17 protein-coding genes are annotated in these 17628 nt (G+C 63.6%); 3 read left to right on the top strand and 14 right to left on the bottom strand.

From position 1 onward, the window contains the following. Window positions 1–760: 760 nt before the first annotated feature. The 8 genes from IVB48_RS19915 to IVB48_RS19880 form a co-directional block, all read right to left on the bottom strand. Window positions 761–1711, bottom strand: a complete 951-nt coding sequence (locus IVB48_RS19915) for a polyphosphate kinase 2 family protein (RefSeq protein WP_247402039.1) — start codon at window positions 1709–1711, stop codon at window positions 761–763. After that, complete coding sequence (locus IVB48_RS19910) at window positions 1671–2690, bottom strand: branched-chain amino acid ABC transporter permease (RefSeq protein WP_247402037.1); 1020 nt, start codon at window positions 2688–2690, stop codon at window positions 1671–1673. Before IVB48_RS19910 ends, IVB48_RS19915 begins: the two co-directional genes overlap by 41 nt. After that, entirely contained in the window at window positions 2687–3568 is an 882-nt protein-coding gene (locus IVB48_RS19905; protein ID WP_027519515.1) for a branched-chain amino acid ABC transporter permease, read from the bottom strand. Before IVB48_RS19905 ends, IVB48_RS19910 begins: the two co-directional genes overlap by 4 nt. 13 nt (window positions 3569–3581) lie before the next feature. Further along, on the bottom strand, window positions 3582–4286 hold the full coding sequence (locus IVB48_RS19900; protein WP_027519516.1) for an ABC transporter ATP-binding protein: 705 nt from the start codon (window positions 4284–4286) through the stop codon (window positions 3582–3584). Continuing rightward, window positions 4286–5056, bottom strand: coding sequence for an ABC transporter ATP-binding protein (locus IVB48_RS19895; RefSeq protein ID WP_247358833.1), 771 nt, complete (start codon window positions 5054–5056; stop codon window positions 4286–4288). Before IVB48_RS19895 ends, IVB48_RS19900 begins: the two co-directional genes overlap by 1 nt. Before the next feature lie 31 nt (window positions 5057–5087). Next, a complete protein-coding gene (locus IVB48_RS19890; protein WP_247288098.1) occupies window positions 5088–6410 on the bottom strand; it encodes an ABC transporter substrate-binding protein in 1323 nt (440 codons plus the stop codon). Window positions 6411–6505: 95 nt separating this feature from the next. After that, window positions 6506–7210, bottom strand: a complete 705-nt coding sequence (locus tag IVB48_RS19885) for an NUDIX hydrolase (protein ID WP_247402035.1) — start codon at window positions 7208–7210, stop codon at window positions 6506–6508. 29 nt (window positions 7211–7239) lie between these two features. Then, window positions 7240–8265 carry an ABC transporter substrate-binding protein gene (locus IVB48_RS19880; RefSeq protein ID WP_247402033.1) on the bottom strand — a complete coding sequence of 342 codons (1026 nt, stop codon included), beginning with the start codon at window positions 8263–8265 and terminating at the stop codon, window positions 7240–7242. A 137-nt stretch (window positions 8266–8402) separates the two neighbouring features. Here IVB48_RS19880 and IVB48_RS19875 point away from each other — a divergent pair, with 137 nt between their 5' ends. Continuing rightward, on the top strand, window positions 8403–8852 hold the full coding sequence (locus tag IVB48_RS19875; RefSeq protein ID WP_247288096.1) for a cupin domain-containing protein: 450 nt from the start codon (window positions 8403–8405) through the stop codon (window positions 8850–8852). A 39-nt stretch (window positions 8853–8891) separates the two neighbouring features. Here IVB48_RS19875 and IVB48_RS19870 read toward each other — a convergent pair whose 3' ends face one another. Both IVB48_RS19870 and IVB48_RS19865 read right to left on the bottom strand, forming a co-directional pair. Next, window positions 8892–9677, bottom strand: a complete 786-nt coding sequence (locus IVB48_RS19870) for an ABC transporter permease (protein WP_007601005.1) — start codon at window positions 9675–9677, stop codon at window positions 8892–8894. Next, on the bottom strand, window positions 9677–10495 hold the full coding sequence (locus tag IVB48_RS19865; protein ID WP_085395022.1) for an ABC transporter ATP-binding protein: 819 nt from the start codon (window positions 10493–10495) through the stop codon (window positions 9677–9679). Before IVB48_RS19865 ends, IVB48_RS19870 begins: the two co-directional genes overlap by 1 nt. Window positions 10496–10627: 132 nt before the next feature. Here IVB48_RS19865 and IVB48_RS19860 point away from each other — a divergent pair, with 132 nt between their 5' ends. Further along, window positions 10628–11410 (top strand): ABC transporter ATP-binding protein, encoded by a 783-nt coding sequence (locus IVB48_RS19860; RefSeq protein WP_247402031.1) that lies wholly within the window; start codon window positions 10628–10630, stop codon window positions 11408–11410. Beyond that, window positions 11407–12966: a glycine betaine ABC transporter substrate-binding protein gene (locus IVB48_RS19855; protein WP_247402029.1), complete on the top strand. Its 1560-nt coding sequence runs from the start codon at window positions 11407–11409 to the stop codon at window positions 12964–12966. The genes IVB48_RS19860 and IVB48_RS19855 overlap by 4 nt, the downstream gene beginning before the upstream one ends. A 5-nt stretch (window positions 12967–12971) precedes the next feature. On the opposite strand, the gene IVB48_RS19850 is transcribed toward IVB48_RS19855, so the two are convergent. The 4 genes from IVB48_RS19850 to ilvC all read right to left on the bottom strand — a co-directional run bounded on the left by IVB48_RS19850 (window position 12972) and on the right by ilvC (window position 17613). After that, entirely contained in the window at window positions 12972–14684 is a 1713-nt protein-coding gene (locus IVB48_RS19850) for a sulfatase-like hydrolase/transferase (RefSeq protein WP_247402026.1), read from the bottom strand. Between the two features lie 232 nt (window positions 14685–14916). After that, window positions 14917–15207, bottom strand: coding sequence for a DUF1330 domain-containing protein (locus IVB48_RS19845; RefSeq protein ID WP_247402024.1), 291 nt, complete (start codon window positions 15205–15207; stop codon window positions 14917–14919). Window positions 15208–15269: 62 nt separating this feature from the next. After that, complete coding sequence (locus IVB48_RS19840) at window positions 15270–16121, bottom strand: SDR family oxidoreductase (RefSeq protein WP_247288088.1); 852 nt, start codon at window positions 16119–16121, stop codon at window positions 15270–15272. Between the two features lie 472 nt (window positions 16122–16593). Then, a complete protein-coding gene (gene ilvC, locus IVB48_RS19835; protein WP_007600992.1) occupies window positions 16594–17613 on the bottom strand; it encodes a ketol-acid reductoisomerase in 1020 nt (339 codons plus the stop codon). Between the last annotated feature and the right edge of the window lie 15 nt (window positions 17614–17628).

Genomic DNA, 17628 nt, shown 5'->3' with positions numbered 1-17628 from the left:
CTGTGTCGGAAGTTGGCCAATGAGGCGACATTCTCTTGGCATTTGCCGCGGTGCAGGAAACGGGAACCGCGGTCTCAAGCTGGGACGTGCGCCACTGGAATGAGGACGCACAAAACCTCTACCGTCACTCCGGGAGTCGGCCCGGAATGACGGCGATGAGGAGGAGAGAAGCAGGACGTCAAAAAGCGCGACGGCCGCGTCACGGCCATCCACATAATTCGCTGTGATGCAATCGATGTGCTGCAGAATACAGCGCCGGGCAGGTAGGGGCTATGCCACACTGATGCAGCCCTCTAAACCTTGGCCCGGCGTGCCGTTCGCGGTTTTCTGCCGCTATGCGATAGTCCGAACGAGCTCCATCGCACTTACCGCGGCTGGATCTGCGGAGGTGGTGTCATAGACCTCCCCTTGCTCTTGATGTGGACGTTGCGCGTCGCATGTTTGCGACCATTGCGATGGTCCCCCCTTGACGCAGGACTGTCAAGCAAGATCAATGGCGCACAAATCACATTTGAGGGTGCGTTCCATCTCACTGCGACGGATTCGCTGCAGCGAAATACGAAAAGTGGGCGAGTTACGAGACTACCCTTCCCGTCAATGTGGAGCGCTTCTGCCACTGGTGGGCACGCGGGTCCTGAGGAATTTGGGATGATGACATCATGCCCCTGTTTTGCCCGACAGGTCAAACGATTTCGTTAAATCAGCAATGAATCCGCAAGCCTCGCGCTGACCTTCAAGTCATTGATTTCGTTATCCCCGGCTACTGTGCATGGGGTTGTTTTCGCGTTTTTTGTTTCTTGTCCGCCTTCTCCTCTTTCTCCAGCGCCTTGCGCACCTCGTCGAACTCGCCCAGCGAGGCCTTGTCGGCGCGGGGGAAGCGCAGATCGAGCTTTTCGAGCGCCGCGACGATGGCCGACCCGATCACGACGCGGGCGAACCATTTGTGGTCGGCCGGCACGACATACCACGGCGCATGAGGCGTTGCCGTGTGCCGGACGATGTCCTGATAGACCGCCTGGTAGCGCGGCCACAGCGCGCGTTCCTTGATGTCGTCCATGGAGAACTTCCACTGCTTGGACGGATCCTCCAGCCGATCGAGGAAGCGCTTGCGCTGCTCGTCCTTGGACAGGTTGAGGAAGAATTTCAGCACCACGGTGCCGTTACGCGAGAGATAGCGCTCCCACGCAGAGATGTCCTCGAATCGCTCTTTCCAGATGTTCTTGGTGAGGAGCTTCTGCGGCAGCTTCTCCTTGGCGAGGATCTCCGGGTGCACGCGCGTCACCAGGCATTCCTCGTAGTGGGAGCGGTTGAAGATGCCGATATGGCCGCGCTCCGGCAGCGCGATCGCGTGGCGCCAGAGGAAATCGTGATCGAGCTCCTTGCTGCTCGGCGCCTTGAAGGCACTGACTGCGCAGCCCTGCGGATTGATGCCCTCGAAGATCGCCTTGATCGCAGAATCCTTGCCGCCGGCGTCCATCGCCTGGAACACGATCAGCACCGACCAGCGGTCCTGGGCGTAGAGCTTCTCCTGAAACGCGATCAGCCGCTTCATGTTGGCATCGAGAATCTCCTGGGCCTTCTCCTTGTCGAGGTCGCCCTTCTCGTTGGTCTTGTGATCCTTGAGATGAAACTTGCCCGAACCATCATAGCGGAATGGCGTGATGTAGCGGTCAAGTTCCTGGGCGAGCGATTTGGACGACTTCTTGCTCATGAGCGCGGGACACCTTGCGTTGCGGCTTCAATCGATCGAGCAAGCTACCAAGGATGCCCTTCGGAAGGAATATGATGAAAAGCACGAGCAGCACGCCGTAGACGAGATTGTCCCAGCCGACCGCCTTGGTACCGAAGCCGATGCGCAGGGTCTCGGCCAGCATAATCGTGATGACGGCGCCGAAGGTCGGGCCGAGCGAGACGAACAGGCCGCCGACGATGGCCGCGAACACCATCTGGAGCGACACCGCGATGCCGCTGACGGTGTCGGGCGTGATGAACATCTGGTACTGGCAGTAGATCGCGCCGGCGAGCGCCGTCATCAGCGCGCTGAGCAGCGTGATCTTCAGCTTCTCCGCGGTGACGTCGACGCCGGCGGCAGCCGCGGCGTCCTCGTCCTCCGAGATCGCCTCCAGCGCATAGCGGGCCATGCTGCGGTCGACCCAGTACCAGACCACGATGCCGAACAGCCAGACCCCGAGCGCGATCAGGTACCAGGTGATCTTGTCGTCGAATTGCAGCGACCAGAGCTTGTTGCCCGCGGCCCGGTTCGGCGTGTAGCCGAGCGAGCCGCCGGTGTAGTCGCGTGTCGCCGTGATGACCTGGAGCACAATGCCGGAGAGCGCGAGCGTCACCAGCACGAAATAGTGCCCGGTGATGCGGAAGCGAAAACAAGGATAGCCGACGATCAGCGCCAGCGCGCCGGCCGCGACCATGCCGATGGGGATGCCGATCCAGGGCGACCATCCCAGGTGATTCCAAAGAAGCGCGGTGACATAGGCGCCTATTCCCATGAACCCGCCATGGCCGAGCGAGACGAGGCCGAACCGCCCCATCATCGACCAGGACGTATAGGCGAACGACCAGATCAGGATCAGCACCAGGATGTGCAGATGATAGGGATCGCGATAAACGAAAGGCAGCGCGACCAGCGCCGCCAATCCCATCCCCCAGGCTGCAAGCCGTCCCCGCCCCATCATCGGCGCCTCGCGAGCAGGCCCGCGGGCCGGATGAACATCATGACGATGAAGAAGGCGAAGGCGAGCACATAGCCCCATTCGAGATCGGAGAACAGGCCGCCGAGCGAGATGATCTCGGCGAACACGAAGGCGGCGATGAAGCCGCCGATGAAATTGCCCAAGCCCCCGAGCACGCAGATCAGGAAAGTGATCGGCCCGAACGACAGGCCGACGAAGGGGTGCACGTCATATTGCAGCACAAGAAGGCAGGCGGCGAGCCCGGCCAATCCCCCGCCGATCGCGGAGGTGATGAGATAGATCCGCTTGGTATCAACGCCCATCAGCGCCATGATCTGCCGGTCCTGCGAGATCGCGCGGATCGCGGTGCCGGTGAAGGTCCGCGTCATGAACAGATAGACCGCGACCATGCCGACCAGCGCGGCCAGGAAGGACAGAAGTCGTGCGTAGCTGAAATTCATGTCGCCGAAGGCGAGCACCGGCAGGCGAATGCCGAGGTTGCGGAAGTCGATGCCGAAGGCGACGGTGGCAAAGCTCTGCAGCACGAACAGCACCCCACCGGTGGCGAGCAGCTGGTTGATCGGCGGCGCGGTGAGCAGCGGCGCGATCACGAGGTAATGCAGCGCCGCGCCGAGCAAGGCGACCAGCAGGATGGTGAGCGGCGCGGCGAGGAAGTAGCTGATGCCGTAATACTGCACCAGGAAGTACATGGCGTACATGCCGATCATCACCAGCTCGGCATAGCAGATCCAGGTCACGTCGATGACGCCGAAGATCAAATTGAGCCCGAGCGCGAGCAACGCCAGCACGCCGCCGAGCAGGATGCCGTTGATCACGGCCTCCAGCAGGTAGATGTCGAAAATGTCCAAAAATGCTTGCATGCCTGCATGAACCTCACACCCCGAGATACGCTTCCTTGACCGTGTCGCTCGCCAGCATCTCGGCCGAGGTGCCTGAGGACCTGATCGTGCCCGCCTCGATCAGATAGGCGCGATCGACCACTTTCAGCACCTGCTGCACATTCTGCTCGACGATCAGCACGGTCAGCCCGCTGGCGCGGATCCGCTTTACCAGCTCGAACACCTGCTGCACCACGACCGGCGCGAGCCCCGCCGACGGCTCGTCGAGCAGCAGCAGCTTTGGATTCGACATCAGCGCGCGGCCGATCGCGCACATCTGCTGCTCGCCGCCGGACATGGTGCCGGCCATCTGGTGGCGGCGCTCCTTCAGGCGCGGAAACAGCTCGAACACCACGTCCAGCCGCTCGGCATAGTGGCCGCGCGCCTCCTGCATGAAGGCACCCATCTTGAGATTGTCGTCGACCGAGAGCTGCGGAAACAGCCGCCGGTTCTCCGGCACATGCGCGATCCCGAGGCTGACAATCTTGTGCGGCGGCGTGGCCACGACGTCGACGGCTTCCATTCTGATCGAGCCACGCGAGGGACGGATCAGCCCGGAGATGACGCGCATCAGGGTGGTCTTGCCGGCCCCGTTGGGCCCGATGACGCCGACAGCCTCGCCCGCCTTCACGTCGAGATCGACGTCGAACAGTGCCTGGAAGGTGCCATAGCCGGCATTGACGCCGCGGAGCTCAAGCATCACTGCACCCCCGCGCGGCGGCGCGCTGCGGCGGCCGCGGCCTGCGTGGTCTCGGCATCGGTGCCGAGATAGACCTCGATGACACGGGGATCGCCGGCAACGGCACTTGGCAATCCTTCCGAGATCTTCTCGCCGTGATCGAGCACCATGACGCGATCGACGACGCGCATCAGCACGCCCATGATGTGCTCGACCCAGATGATGGTGATGCCGAGCTCGTCGCGGATGTTGCGCAGCATGTTGGCCGCCTGCCCCATCTCGGCCTCGTCGAGGCCGCCGAGGCTCTCGTCGGCCAGCAGGAGTTTTGGCGCGGTGGCGAGCGCTTTCGCCAGCTCGAGCTTCTTCAGGCCGGCTGCGCCGAGGCCATCCACGCTGGCATGGCGATCGGTCGGCAGGCCGACCATCGCCAGCGATCTTTCGGCCGCCTCCTCGGCCCTGGCACGGCTGTGGCGGCCCTGGCCGTAGAAGCCGGCGAGCGCGACGTTCTCGAAGATCGTCAGGCGGCGGAATGGCCGCGGGATCTGGAAGGTGCGGCCGATGCCGCTGTTGATGATCCGGTGCGGCGGAAGGCCTGCGATCTCGGAGCCGTCGAACAGGATCGAACCGGACGTCGGCGCCAGCGTGCCCGAGAGCATATTGAAGATCGTGCTCTTGCCCGAGCCGTTGGGGCCGATCAGGCCGAGGATCTCGCCCTGGCCGACCTTGAACGACACATTGTTGACGGCGGTGAAGCCGCCAAACCGCTTCACCAGCCCGCTGACTTCCAGCACCGTCCCGCTCTCCTCTCTGCGCGCATTTGCGCTACTGGTTGCTGTAGGTGGTGCCCTTCGGCAACGGCAGCACGGCCTCGCGCTGCGCCTGGCTCTTGGGCCACACCACGGAGGACTTGTCGTCGATGTACTGGATCACGACCGGAAACGAGCGCTCGTTCTGCCCGGCCATCGGCGTGCCCTCGCCGTAAAACTTGACGCCGAAGCCGAGCATGGTGCCGCCCTCGGGAATATCAGTGTCGAGCGCCGCCTTGCGCAGCGCATCTGGATCGACCCCGCCATATTTCTTGATTGCGCGCGGCAGCACGTCATTCATGAACACATAAGTGTTGGACGCACCGATGCCGACATGCGCCGAGCGGATAGCGACGCCCGGCCGGATCTTGTCGAATTCCTCGCCGACCATCTTGATCACAGGCGGGAGCTTGGGATCCATGGTCTTCTGGTTGGCAAGCCAGATCGAGATCGGGTCGGTGTTGAAGATGTAGGTGGCATCGGCGCCCATGCCTTCCTTCAGTTTTTCATAGACCCCGTAACCTGCACCGTGCCCCATCAGCGCGCCGAATTTCAGCCCCTGCTCGCGCGCCTGACGCAGCAACAGCGTGATATCGGGGTTGTAGCCGGTGTGGAAAATGACGTCGGGCTTGGCACGCTTCAACTTGGTCACCAGCGCGGAGAGGTCAGGCGCGGTGGCCGAATAGCCTTCCTTCATCACGACGTTGAAGCCCGCCTTTTTCGCGCCGGCCTCGTTGCCCCTGGACACGTCGACGCCATAGGCGCCGTCCTCGTGAATGATCGCGACGCGCAGATCCTTCGGCTCCTTGTCGAACTTCGCCTTGGCGTTCTGCGCGATGAAATCCATCGTCATCATGCCGAACTGGTCGCCGCTCGCCTGCGGGCGGAAGACGTATTTGTAGCCCTTCTCGTTGAACACGGCCGACGAGATGCAGGTCGTCATCCACATGAACTTCTTGAGCTGCTCGACGCGGGCTGCGACCGGCACGCATTGCGCCGAGGAGAAGAAGCCGAGCACCATGTCGACCTTTTCCTGCTCGAGCAGGCGGACGGATTCGTTGATCGCGATGTCGGGCTTGCTTTGCGCATCGGCATAGACCGCTTCGATCTTGTAACCCTCGACGCCGGTCTTGGCGAAATGGTCGAGGACGATCTTTGCGCCGATATAACCGAGTTCAGAGCCGCCGCCGGCGAGAGGCCCGGTCAAATCGAAAACGACGCCGATCTTGATCTTCTTCTCTTTGCCTTGATCCTGGGCCTGGGCGGACAGCGCCAAGCCCGTCGCTGATATCGCGACCAACAGCCCACGTACCAAACGGGCAGCCATGCGCACGCGCATCAAAACCTCCCTGGCCGATTGTGCATTGCATTCTTTTTGCTTTTGTATTTTTGCCCATCACATGGGCTGGGCGCAGCGATGTCAAGCCTCGCGCGTCAGCGCAACGCGAACTGCTGCTCGACGAAGGCCGTGACAAATCGCGGCATGGACGGCGTGAGATCGCTCATTCCGCGCACGAGATGGATAGCCGACAGCTCCGGCTCGGCCTCGCGCGCCAGATTGGCTTCGATCCACGCACGCGCCACATCACCCGGCATGTCCAGGTTGATAATTTGCAACATCGCAATCGTGGGGCCGGTGACGACGCAGTGCCAGTCCGGTTCGACCCGATAGTCGGCCGCGGTGAGGCCGGTCTCTTCCTCGAGTTCGCGGATCACGCTGCCGGGAATGTCCAGCGTGTCGCCCCTGACGTCGTCGAGATCGGGCGTGCCCGATGGGAAATAGATCCGGCCTGCATTGGCGGTATGCTGCGCCATCTCGCCCATCACGAATGCGCCGTCGGAGCTACGCAGCGCGCCCATGCCAAAACCGTTGAACACGGCCTTGTCGGGAAAGCCCCAGTCGCGCCAGGCGAGGAAGCTCGCGAAATCGGTCTCGAAATAGGTCGCGGCGAGATGGCCGTCGGTAAACACGGCATCCCGCCCGATCAGGACGCGACCGTTCCAGATCTTTGGCCGCTCGCGCTGCTTCTCGGCGAAATGCGTGGCGATCTCGTCACGCCGCTCCTCCGCGAACGGCCAGACGATCGGCCGGACGGCAAGATCAAGCGTCGTGACCCGATGGATTGTCAGTGACGTCATGACGCTTGGTTACCGAGCCTTCGCGTCAGTTATTTGGCGCTCCCCGTGGTCTTCTTGGCCTGCTCGACATACTTGTTGGTGAAGGTCTTGCTGACGTCGATCTTGGCGTTCGCCACGTCGGGCGAGCCGACGCTGAACACCGCGAGCACTGCGTCCGCGCCCTTCGGGTCCATCTTGCCGGTTTCGGAGTACATCGGGATCGTGTTCTTCAGCGCCGCGAGATAGAGGTCCTTGTTCTTGCCGACCGTCTCCTCCGGCATCTTTGCCATGATCTCCTCGGGCGAGTGCGAGTGGATCCAGGCGAGCGTGCCCAGGATCGCGTTGGTCAGCGCCTGCGTCTCCTTCTCGTGGCCGGCAACCCAGGCCGCGGTCGAGTACAGCGCGCCGCCCGGATATTCGCCCCCGAACGTCTCGAGCGTATCCTTTTGCGTACGGGTGTCCGAGAGGATGCGCAGATCCTTGTGGCTGCCCTGGAGCACGGTCACGGAGGGATCGAGCATTACGGCCGCGTCGATCTGGCCCTGCTCCATCGCGGCGACCGCAGTGGCGCCGAGACCGACGCCGATCACGGCGGTGCTGGCGGGATCGACGCCATTCTTCTTGAGCATATATTTGAGGAAGAAGTCCGTAGAAGAGCCGGGCGCGCTGACGCCGACCTTCTTGCCGGCGAGATCCTTGATCGACTTGATCTCGTTGGTGTGCGACGGCGAAACCACCAGCACGAGGCCGGGATAGCGGTCATAGACGACGAACGCCTGAAGCTCCTGCTTCTTGGCCGCGAGGTTGACGCAATGGTCGAAATAGCCGGAGACCACGTCGGCGCTGCCGCCGAGCACGGCCTTGAGCGCGTCCGAGCCGCCCTTGAGGTCCACGAGCTCCACATTGAGACCGGCCTTTTCGTATTCGCCGAGCTGCTTTGCCAGCACCGTCGGCAAATAGCACAGGCAGGAGCCGCCGCCGATCGCGATGGTGACCTTGCTTTGCGCCGCGGCAAGACCGGTGGTGAGCGTCAGCGCGATCAACGCGCCCGCGAGCCTGGCTATCGTGTTCTTCATTGGTTTCCTCCGTTCGGCTGGCGGCACCATAGAGCAGCCGGACTGGCTTGAGAAGCAGGACCGAAGGCGCTGGCCATCGGCCTTTCGGCGCAATAGCATGCGCCCACAAGAACAATTCTTGATGGGGAGGATCATCCATGAATCGCCTTGCAATCGGACTGTCGATCGCCACCGCTTTTGCCGCCGGATGCGGCGCAACCCACCTGCTTCGGCCGGCGCTGGCCGCGGAGAACATCACGCCGCAGATCATCCACACCGGCGAGATGGAGGGTGACGCGCTCGGGAACGCGAACGCCGTCGGCTTCCGTTCCAAGATGTTCGCGAGCGCCGACGGCGCCACCATCTCGATCCAGGTCGGCAATGTGCCCAAGCACATGCATCCCAACACCAACGAGATCCAGTACATTTTAGAGGGCACCGGCACGATCTGGTTCGGCGACAAGGAAGTCACGGTGAAGCCGGGCGACCTCGTCATCATCCCGAAGGGGACGCCGCATGGCGGCACCAAGCCGATCAGCGGACAGGTCAAGGCGATCGCGATCAAGACGCCGCCGCAGGCCCCCGACGACACCAAACTGCTGGACTGATCGATCCGGGGCTCGCGCGGTGCGCGGGCCCCTCGCGGCCTAGCCCCGTCCGTCCACGGTCGGGCGCCACACCAGCAGTCTCCGCTCCACCAACGTCACGCCAAAGTCGATCAGGATGACGAAGGCCGACAGCACGAACATGCCGGCGAACACGCCGGCGACGTCGAATATGCCTTCGGCCTGCTGGATGAGATAGCCGAGCCCCGCCGCCGATCCCAGATATTCGCCGACGACCGCACCGACCACGGCAAAGCCCACCGACGTGTGCAGCGAGGAGAACATCCACGACAGCGCGGAGGGCCAATAGACGTGCTGCATCAGCTGCCGCTCGCTCATACCGAGCATGCGGCCATTGTCGAGCACGGTGCGGCTGACCTCCTTGACGCCCTGATAGACGTTGAAGAACACGATGAAGAACACCAGCGTCACGCCGAGCGCGACCTTGGACCAGATGCCCAGCCCCAGCCACAGCGCGAAGATCGGCGCCAGCACCACACGCGGCAGTGCGTTGACCATCTTCACGTAGGGATCGAACACCGCGGCGACCAGCGGCTGGCGCGCGAACCAGAAGCCGATCAGCACGCCGCCGGCCGATCCGATCACGAAGGCCAGGATCGATTCCGTCAGCGTGATGCCGAGATGCTTCCAGATCACGCCGGACGAGAACCATTTGACGATCTGGGCGAAGACATCGACCGGGTTGGAGAAGAAGAACGGCGGCAGCAGGATCTTGCCGAACACCGGCACGGTCGACAGCAATTGCCACAGCGCGAGGCAGACGACAGCGACTAGGACTTGCAGCGCAAGCAGCGTCACGCGCGACATCACACCGCCTCCGCCGCTTGCGTGGATTGCGCGTAGCCCTTCATGACCTCGTCCTTGAGCACGCTCCAGATCTCGCGATGAAGCGCATGGAATTCCTTGTCCAGCCGCACTTCAAAAATGTCGCGCGGGCGCGGCAGGCTCACGCGCCAGTCGCCGATGATGCGCGAGGACGGCCCCGCCGACATGATCACAACGCGGTCGGCGAGCGCGATCGCCTCCTCCAGATCGTGGGTGACGAACAGCACGGCCTTGCGGTCGGCGTTCCAGAGGTCGAGCAGCAGGTTGCCCATGACCTGCCGGGTCTGTGCATCCAGCGGCCCGAACGGCTCGTCCATCAGCAGGATCTTTGGATCGCGGATCAGCACCTGCGCCAGCGCCACGCGCTTGCGCTGGCCGCCCGAGAGCATGTGCGGATAGCGGTTGGCGAAGGCACCCAGGCCGACCGAGGTCAGCCATGTCTGCGCCCGCGGCAGCGCCTCGCTGCGCGGCGTGCCGCTGACTTCGAGCCCGATCGCGACGTTGTCCAGCGCGGTCTTCCAGGGGAACAGCGCATCGGCCTGGAACAGATAGCCGGCATCCCGATTCAGCCCGGCGAGCGGCTGGTCGAATATCCTGACGCTCCCGGCAGCCGGCTTCAGCAGCCCGGCCGCGACGTTGAGCAGTGTTGATTTCCCGCAGCCGGTCGGGCCGACGATGGCGACGAACTCGCCCTGCGCCACCGTCAGATGCGCCTTCTCCACCGCCGTATAGACCCGCCCGTCCCCCAGCTGGAACGCGACCTTGGCATCTTCCAGCGCCACTGCCGTAGGCGTTATCATGTGTTCCCTCCGAACTTGGCCCGATGCCTTAGCCGCTCGCGCGGCCAAGTTCAATCAAGCCGCCAAGCGTGGTACGCATGGGCCTCGTCATCCCCTGCCCCACGGGCGGGTTAGCGTAGTGAGCCCCGCCCGATGCCATCCAGGCCGATGATTGGCTATGCCCACGTCACCAAGAGCTTCGGCGCACTCAAGGCCGTGGACGATGTGTCACTCGACATCGCCGAAGGCGAGTTTGTGGCTGTCGTCGGCGGCTCGGGTTCGGGCAAAACGACGCTGCTGCGACTCGCCAACCGCCTGATCGAGGCGGATGGCGGCACGATCACGGTCGAGGGCGACGACGTGCAATCCGTCGATCCGGTCGCGCTGCGGCGCCGCATCGGCTACGTCTTCCAGAGCGGCGGGCTGTTCCCGCATCTAAGCGTCGCGGACAACATCGGAATCACGCCAAAACTGCTCGGCGTCCCGGCGGCGGATATCGCAACGCGGGTCGATGAGTTACTCGAGCTCGTGCAGCTCGACCGGGCCGCGCATCGCGAGCGGTTGCCGGATGCGCTCTCGGGCGGCCAGCGCCAGCGCGTCGGCGTGGCGCGGGCGCTTGCGGCACGGCCCCGCATCGTGCTGATGGACGAGCCCTTCGGCGCGCTCGATCCCCTCACCCGCGATGCGCTCGGCGACGATTTTCGCGAGCTGCACCGCAAGCTCGGCCTGACCACCGTGATGATCACCCACGACATGACGGAAGCGATTTTGCTCGCCGACCGCATCGCGGTGATGCGCAGCGGGAAGCTGCTGGCGCAGGGCACGCCAGTGGAGCTCTCGAAAAGCAGCGACGCCTACGTGCTGGAGCTGTTGCGGACGCCACGACGCCAGGTCGAGCGATTGAACGCGTTGCTGCCACAGAGCGGGGCGGCATGAGCCTTTTCACCGATCCGCGCTGGGGCGAGGCGCTGGGGCATTTGCCCGACTATCTCGGCAACCATGTACGGGTCAGTCTCGCCGCACTTGCGCTCGGCCTGATCGTCAGCCTGCCGCTGGCGATCCTGACGCGCAACCGCCCAACGCCGCGCGCCGTCCTGCTCGCGCTAGCCAGCATCGTGCAGACGGTGCCCGGGCTGGCGCTGCTCGCGCTGTTCTATCCGCTCCTGCTGCTCGCGGCCTCCGTGGCGCTGGCCTGGTTCGGCGTCTCCTTCTCCGCTTTCGGCTTCCTGCCGGCGATGCTGGCGCTGGCGCTCTATTCGATGCTGCCGGTGCTGCGCAATGGCATCACCGGCCTCAACGGCATCGATCCCGCGCTGATCGAGGCTGCCAAAGGCGTCGGAATGACCGCACGGCAGTCGCTGGTCATGGTCGAACTGCCGCTGGCTCTCCCGGTGATGATGGCTGGCATCCGTACCGCCGCCGTGTGGGTGATCGGCACCGCGACGCTGTCGACCCCGATCGGGCAGACCAGCCTCGGCAATTACATCTTTGCCGGGCTCCAGACCCAGAATTGGGTGTTCGTGCTGTTCGGCTGCTTTGCCTCGGCCCTGCTGGCGCTCGCGGTCGATCAACTGCTCGGCCTGATCGAGAGCGGCCTGCGCCGGCGCAGCCGCGCGCGTACAGCGCTTGGCGCGGCCGGGATCGCGGCACTGGTCGCCGCAACATTGGTGCCGACGATGGAGCGCTCACCGAACAGCTATGTCGTCGGCGCAAAGACGTTTGCCGAGCAGTATGTGCTGTCGGCGCTGATGCGCGACCGGCTGCAGGCCTCCGGCCTTTCCGCCGTCGCACGATCCGGTCTCGGCTCGAGCGTAATCTTCGAGGCATTGAAGGCCGGCGATATCGATCTCTATGTCGATTATTCCGGCACGCTCTGGGCCAATCAGCTTCACCGCACGGACATCAAACCGCGGGCGGAGCTGCTGGCGGAGCTGCAGACGACGCTTGCGAAGGAGAACATCACCCTGCTCGGCGAGCTCGGATTCGAGAACGCCTATGCGCTGGTGATCCCGAAGAAACGCGCCGAGGCGCTTGGCATCCGTACCATCGCCGATCTCGCCGCGCATGCTTCGACCCTGTCGATCGCCGGCGACTATGAGTTCTTCTCGCGACCCGAATGGGCGGCGCTGCAAAAGGCCTATGGGCTCTCGTTCCGCGCCCAGCGCCAGATGCAGCCGGACTTCATGTATGCGGCGGTCGCCAGCGGCGAGGTCGATGTCATCGCGGGCTACACCAGCGACGGGCTGATCGCAAAATACGATCTGGTTGCGCTCGACGATCCCAGGCACGCGATCCCGCCCTACGACGCCATCCTGCTGCTGGCCCCGAAACGGGCCGGCGACGAGCGGCTGCAGGCCGCGCTGAAACCGCTGCTCGGCAAGATCGACATCGCGAACATGCGCGAAGCCAATTTACGCGCCGCCGGCAATGATGCGAATTCGTCGCCGGATGCCGTGGCGAAATGGCTGTGGGAGAAGGTGGGTGGGCGGTAGGCCGGCTACAGCCCCCGGATCAGCCCCGCATCGATCAGCAGCCGATTCAGCCGGCGCGCCTCGGCGCCGTCCTTGCAGCCGTAGAAGATGCCCTTGCAGCGGAGCATGATCTCCTTCTGCTCGGCGAAGGACGGATCGAGCGGGATGCCCGCGGCTTCCTGGATGACCAGCGGCAGATACGGACCATCGACCGTGTCCATCACGGCCTCGCTCTTCACCGGCTCGAAATTGACGGCGTCGATCGCGTAATAGGTCGCGTAGAGACGTGGGTCGTAGGCGTCGAGCTTCTTGCCGATTGCACCCTCGTCGAGCCCGGGCTCGAGGATACCGGGCGCGAACTCGGGCTGATGGTCGCCATAGCGCACGATCAGGAAAGGCTCGCCGGGAAAATTCTTCTTCAAGCCCGCGAGGAAAACCTTGTACTGCTCGGCGCTCATCGCCTGCCGACGCAGATATTCGTCGATGGACGGCACATTGCCCGGTGCGCGCCAGTTCGGCAGCAGATCCGGGCGGAAGCGCGTCTCCCAGGGGAAATGATTGGCGCCGAGATAGATGAAGGTGAACAGCGGCTTGTTCGGCGATCGCTCAGCCATCAGCCGGAGCGCCTTGTCGTAGAAGAAGCTATCCGGCTCGACATCCTTGGCGCCGAGATCCTTGGAGTCGAGGAAGCGTTCGATGCCGGTCGTCACCTGAAAGCTGCGCGCGGCCATGAAGCCGCCATTGGCGGGGTAGAGCGACATCGTGTCGTAGCCGCAGCGGCGCAGCGCCAGCGGCAGCCCGCGCTCGACACGGCCTGTTGCAATGCGCGTCACGAAATAGGCGAAGCGGCCGAACGAGCGCGACGACAACCCCGCGAGCACATTGTATTCGGTGAACCAGCTCGGCCCGCCATTGCTCTCGGCCAGAAACGCGCGCTCCTTGCCGTCCCAGGATTTGAAATGGCTACCGTAGCCGGTCGGCACCTTGATGCCCTGCGCGGCGCGGATGTCGAAGCTCGATTCATCATGGACCATGATGATGTTCGGCCGCCGGCCGGCGGGATGGCAGGCATCGACCAGCGGCATGTTGAGCCGTTCGTTGGTCGAAGCGGCCGACTCCATGAAGCCGTATTGCGCGAAGTCGGAGACCGCGCTGACGCCGGAGCGGAAGAACTTCGAGAGATAGCCGTCGTCGTAATAGCCGCGCCAGGCCTCGTCCGGATGATAGAGCGAATAGCCGACCAGCGCGGCGAGGCAGGCGAGCTTGCAGGCGAGTGCCGGTAGCCTACGGATGCGGAACGGGTCGAGCCACCACAGCGCATACATCAGCGGCAGCGTGACGAGGCCGGCCCCGATCACCGACCAGCGCAAATTCGGGAAGATCGTGAACAGGAACGCGACCGTGTCGCGGTCGATCATCATCAGGTCGATGAAGTTGACCGTCATCTGCACGACGTCGTGCTTCAGCCGCGACAGCAGCACCAGCACCACGACCATGGTCAGCGACAGCGCACCCGAGAGCGCCGGCCGCCGCAGCAGCGTGATCCAGAAGAAGTTGAGGATGCCCCAGGCCAGCACGAAGGAGAGCCGTGCGCCGAAATCCGTCTCGGTCTCGTACATCAGCACGAGCGCCGCGAGATGCGGCGCCGCAACCGCGAGCAGCCGCCAGATACCGAGCGCGGCGACGCTCGCCAGCACGGCGGTCGTGGCAGAAGGACCTGGATTGGGCGCGGACGCCATCGACGACACGCAACTGCTGGTCCGGCACGGTGATGCCGAGCCGGCTGACCGGGCCTGCGGCGTTCGGCGCAGCCGGAAGGCCTGCACCGTGTCACAAAACTGTAATTGAACGGTCACGGACAAGCAACGCGCGTCGCGATCCGACCTTCGCTTAATGTTAGCGGAAGCCGATTGGTCTCCGCATCCAATCCGTCCCCAGGGCAAATCCCGCAGTGCAGAACCGACTTGCCGTCTAGTCGAGGCCCTCGACGCTGACCAGGCGGGCAGAACTGCAAGCGTCCCGGACCGCTTTGAGTCCCTGGTAGCTCGCGCCTGCGTAGAACGCCTCCCAGGCTGCGACGGATGGGAATTCCAGCAGAACGATCCTGCGGGGCTGCCAGTCTCCCTCGTAGACCTTGTGGGCGCCCCCTCGCGCCAGATATCTGGCTCCAGCGGCCTCCAGCGCGGGCTTCACGCCCAACATGAAGCTTTGGTACTGCTGCAAATCCCTGATCTCGACGTCGAAAATCACATAAGCCGGCATCTCAAGACGCTCCCACGATCGGAAATCGATCACCTGTCTGGCAATGGTCTCGCCTCGGAGGCTCAGCCCTGCGGCAGCAGCCCAAGCCGCTTGGCGATGATACGGTCGACCACACGCTTGGGCAGCGCGGCCGTCATCAAATGTCGCATCCGGTCCGGCGTGATCTGGTAGCGAACCTTGGGCCTCCCGGCGGTGAGCGCCTCGAAAACGACCTCGGCGATCCGCTCGGCCGGCAGCCCCGTCTCGCCGAGCTTCATCATGAACGCCATGACCTTGTTCAGCGCCGGCAGATAAGGCGAGTTCTGGTAGACCGAGAGATCGATCTGCTCGGCCTTGCTCCAGATCGGCGTCTTCACTGCGCCGGGGGCGACGATGATGACGTCGATGCCGAACAGCATCAACTCGCGGCGCAAGCTCTCCGACAGGCCTTCGATGGCGTGCTTGGAGGTGCTGTAAGGCGCCGACAAGGGATTGCCGTTCTTGCCCGCGACCGAACTGATCATCACGATCCGGCCCTTCGGCCCCTTCAGCGACGGATCGGCGCCGAGTAGCGGCCCAAAGGCCTGCGTCGCGATGACCGGGCCAATGACGTTGATCTCCATCTGCCGGCGGAAGTCGTCGACCGGCAATTCGAGCACGGGACCGGCGACCGCGACGCCGGCATTGTTGACGAGACCGGCCAGCGTCTCGCCGCCCAGCGCCTCGCGGACTTTTCGCGCAGCCGCGAGGACCGCCGCCTCGTCGGTGACGTCGAACAGCAGCGGCGTGAAGTTCGCACCGAACTCACCCGTGAGCCGGTCCGCATCGGCCTGCTTGCGGACACTACCGAAAACACGATAGCCGCGCCCGATCAGAAATTTAGCAATGGCCCAGCCAATCCCGGTGGACGCGCCGGTGACGACGACGGATCGCATGGTCTTTTCCCCCCGAAGAGCTCCCGCGATCATGCAGTGGAAAGGTGCCGCGGCGCAATGCCGTCCACCGCTCAAGGAAACGCCGCCGATGTCAATTCTTAAGTTGAAGCGAGGCGCGAACGTCGCGACGTGAGATCGATTGCACCGTGAAGATATGGATGAAGAGCCGAATCTTTGACTCTGAAGACGCTCGGTTTTTGAGGATCGGGAGCAGAAATTCCGAAAAACAACGCGAGACCAAGAATGTGGTTTAAGCGTCAGTTCTTCGTGCTCAGGGAGCACTTCAGCTCGCGAAGAATTTGAATGAAGCAGCAATGCTTCGCGCGAGACGAAAAGAGCGAGACCGCTGGTTGCGATCTCGCTCGAATATAGCCGCGAAAGATTTAAGAATTGGTTCGGCGAACGAAGCTTGTGTTTTCGCTCGCGTGTCCGGCTGCGGCGTAACCGATACGCCGTATCCGAAGGCCGCGACTTAGTTCTTCGACTTGTCGACCAGCGCGCCCTTCTTGATCCAGGGCATCATGTCGCGCAGCTTGGCGCCGACTTCCTCGATCGGGTGCTCGGCGAGCTTGGCGCGGGTCGCCTTGAACGAGGTCTGGTTGACCTTGTTCTCGAGCATCCAGTCGCGGGCGAACTTGCCGGACTGGATGTCGTTCAGAACCCGCTTCATCTCCTTCTTGGTCTCGTCGGTGACGATGCGCGGACCGGTGACGTACTCGCCGTACTCGGCGGTGTTGGAGATCGAGTAGTTCATGTTGGCGATGCCGCCTTCATAGATCAGGTCGACGATCAGCTTCACCTCATGCAGGCACTCGAAATAGGCCATCTCCGGGGCGTAGCCGGCTTCGACCAGGGTCTCGTAGCCGCCCTTGATCAGCTCGACCAGGCCGCCGCAGAGCACCACTTGCTCGCCGAACAGGTCGGTCTCGCACTCTTCCTTGAAGGTGGTCTCGATGATGCCGGCACGGCCGCCGCCGACGGCAGAGGCGTAGGACAGGCCGAGGTCGTGGGCGTTGCCCGAGACATCCTTGGCGATCGCGATCAGGCAGGGCACGCCGCCGCCGCGCTGGTATTCCGAACGCACGGTGTGGCCGGGGCCCTTCGGCGCGATCATCAGCACGTCGAGGTCCGCGCGCGGGTCGAGCAGGTTGAAGTGGACATTGAGACCGTGCGCGAAGACGAGCGCTGCGCCCTTCTTCATGTTGTCGTGCAGGTGCTCGCGGTAGATGTCGCCCTGGAGCTCGTCCGGGGTCAGCATCATGACGAGGTCGGCCCATTTCGCGGCCTCGGCAACTTCCATCACCTTGAAGCCGGCAGCTTCCGCCTTCTTGGCCGAGGCCGAACCTTTGCGAAGCGCAATCGCCACGTCCTTGACGCCGGAATCCTTCAGGTTCAGCGCATGGGCGTGGCCCTGGCTGCCATAGCCGACGATGACGACCTTCTTGCCCTTGATCAGGTTCAGGTCGGCGTCGCGATCATAATAAACACGCATGGTCGTTTCCTCGTT

Source organism: Bradyrhizobium sp. 76 (genome assembly GCF_023073025.1).
GTDB lineage: Bacteria > Pseudomonadota > Alphaproteobacteria > Rhizobiales > Xanthobacteraceae > Bradyrhizobium.
The sequence above is the reverse complement of the archived record's forward strand: the minus strand, read 5'-3'. Positions and strand labels throughout refer to the sequence as shown.

Excerpts from the sequence above, each read along its gene's own strand:
- IVB48_RS19915 (WP_247402039.1), bottom strand. The coding sequence starts at position 1,711 with ATGAGCAAGAAGTCGTCCAAATCGCTCGCCCAGGAACTTGACCGCTAC.
- IVB48_RS19910 (WP_247402037.1), bottom strand. The coding sequence starts at position 2,690 with ATGATGGGGCGGGGACGGCTTGCAGCCTGGGGGATGGGATTGGCGGCG.
- IVB48_RS19905 (WP_027519515.1), bottom strand. The coding sequence starts at position 3,568 with ATGCAAGCATTTTTGGACATTTTCGACATCTACCTGCTGGAGGCCGTG.
- IVB48_RS19900 (WP_027519516.1), bottom strand. The coding sequence starts at position 4,286 with ATGCTTGAGCTCCGCGGCGTCAATGCCGGCTATGGCACCTTCCAGGCA.
- IVB48_RS19890 (WP_247288098.1), bottom strand. The coding sequence starts at position 6,410 with ATGCGCGTGCGCATGGCTGCCCGTTTGGTACGTGGGCTGTTGGTCGCG.
- IVB48_RS19885 (WP_247402035.1), bottom strand. The coding sequence starts at position 7,210 with ATGACGTCACTGACAATCCATCGGGTCACGACGCTTGATCTTGCCGTC.
- IVB48_RS19880 (WP_247402033.1), bottom strand. The coding sequence starts at position 8,265 with ATGAAGAACACGATAGCCAGGCTCGCGGGCGCGTTGATCGCGCTGACG.
- IVB48_RS19875 (WP_247288096.1), top strand. The coding sequence starts at position 8,403 with ATGAATCGCCTTGCAATCGGACTGTCGATCGCCACCGCTTTTGCCGCC.
- IVB48_RS19870 (WP_007601005.1), bottom strand. The coding sequence starts at position 9,677 with ATGTCGCGCGTGACGCTGCTTGCGCTGCAAGTCCTAGTCGCTGTCGTC.
- IVB48_RS19865 (WP_085395022.1), bottom strand. The coding sequence starts at position 10,495 with ATGATAACGCCTACGGCAGTGGCGCTGGAAGATGCCAAGGTCGCGTTC.
- IVB48_RS19860 (WP_247402031.1), top strand. The coding sequence starts at position 10,628 with ATGCCATCCAGGCCGATGATTGGCTATGCCCACGTCACCAAGAGCTTC.
- IVB48_RS19855 (WP_247402029.1), top strand. The coding sequence starts at position 11,407 with ATGAGCCTTTTCACCGATCCGCGCTGGGGCGAGGCGCTGGGGCATTTG.
- IVB48_RS19850 (WP_247402026.1), bottom strand. The coding sequence starts at position 14,684 with ATGGCGTCCGCGCCCAATCCAGGTCCTTCTGCCACGACCGCCGTGCTG.
- IVB48_RS19845 (WP_247402024.1), bottom strand. The coding sequence starts at position 15,207 with ATGCCGGCTTATGTGATTTTCGACGTCGAGATCAGGGATTTGCAGCAG.
- IVB48_RS19840 (WP_247288088.1), bottom strand. The coding sequence starts at position 16,121 with ATGCGATCCGTCGTCGTCACCGGCGCGTCCACCGGGATTGGCTGGGCC.
- ilvC (WP_007600992.1), bottom strand. The coding sequence starts at position 17,613 with ATGCGTGTTTATTATGATCGCGACGCCGACCTGAACCTGATCAAGGGC.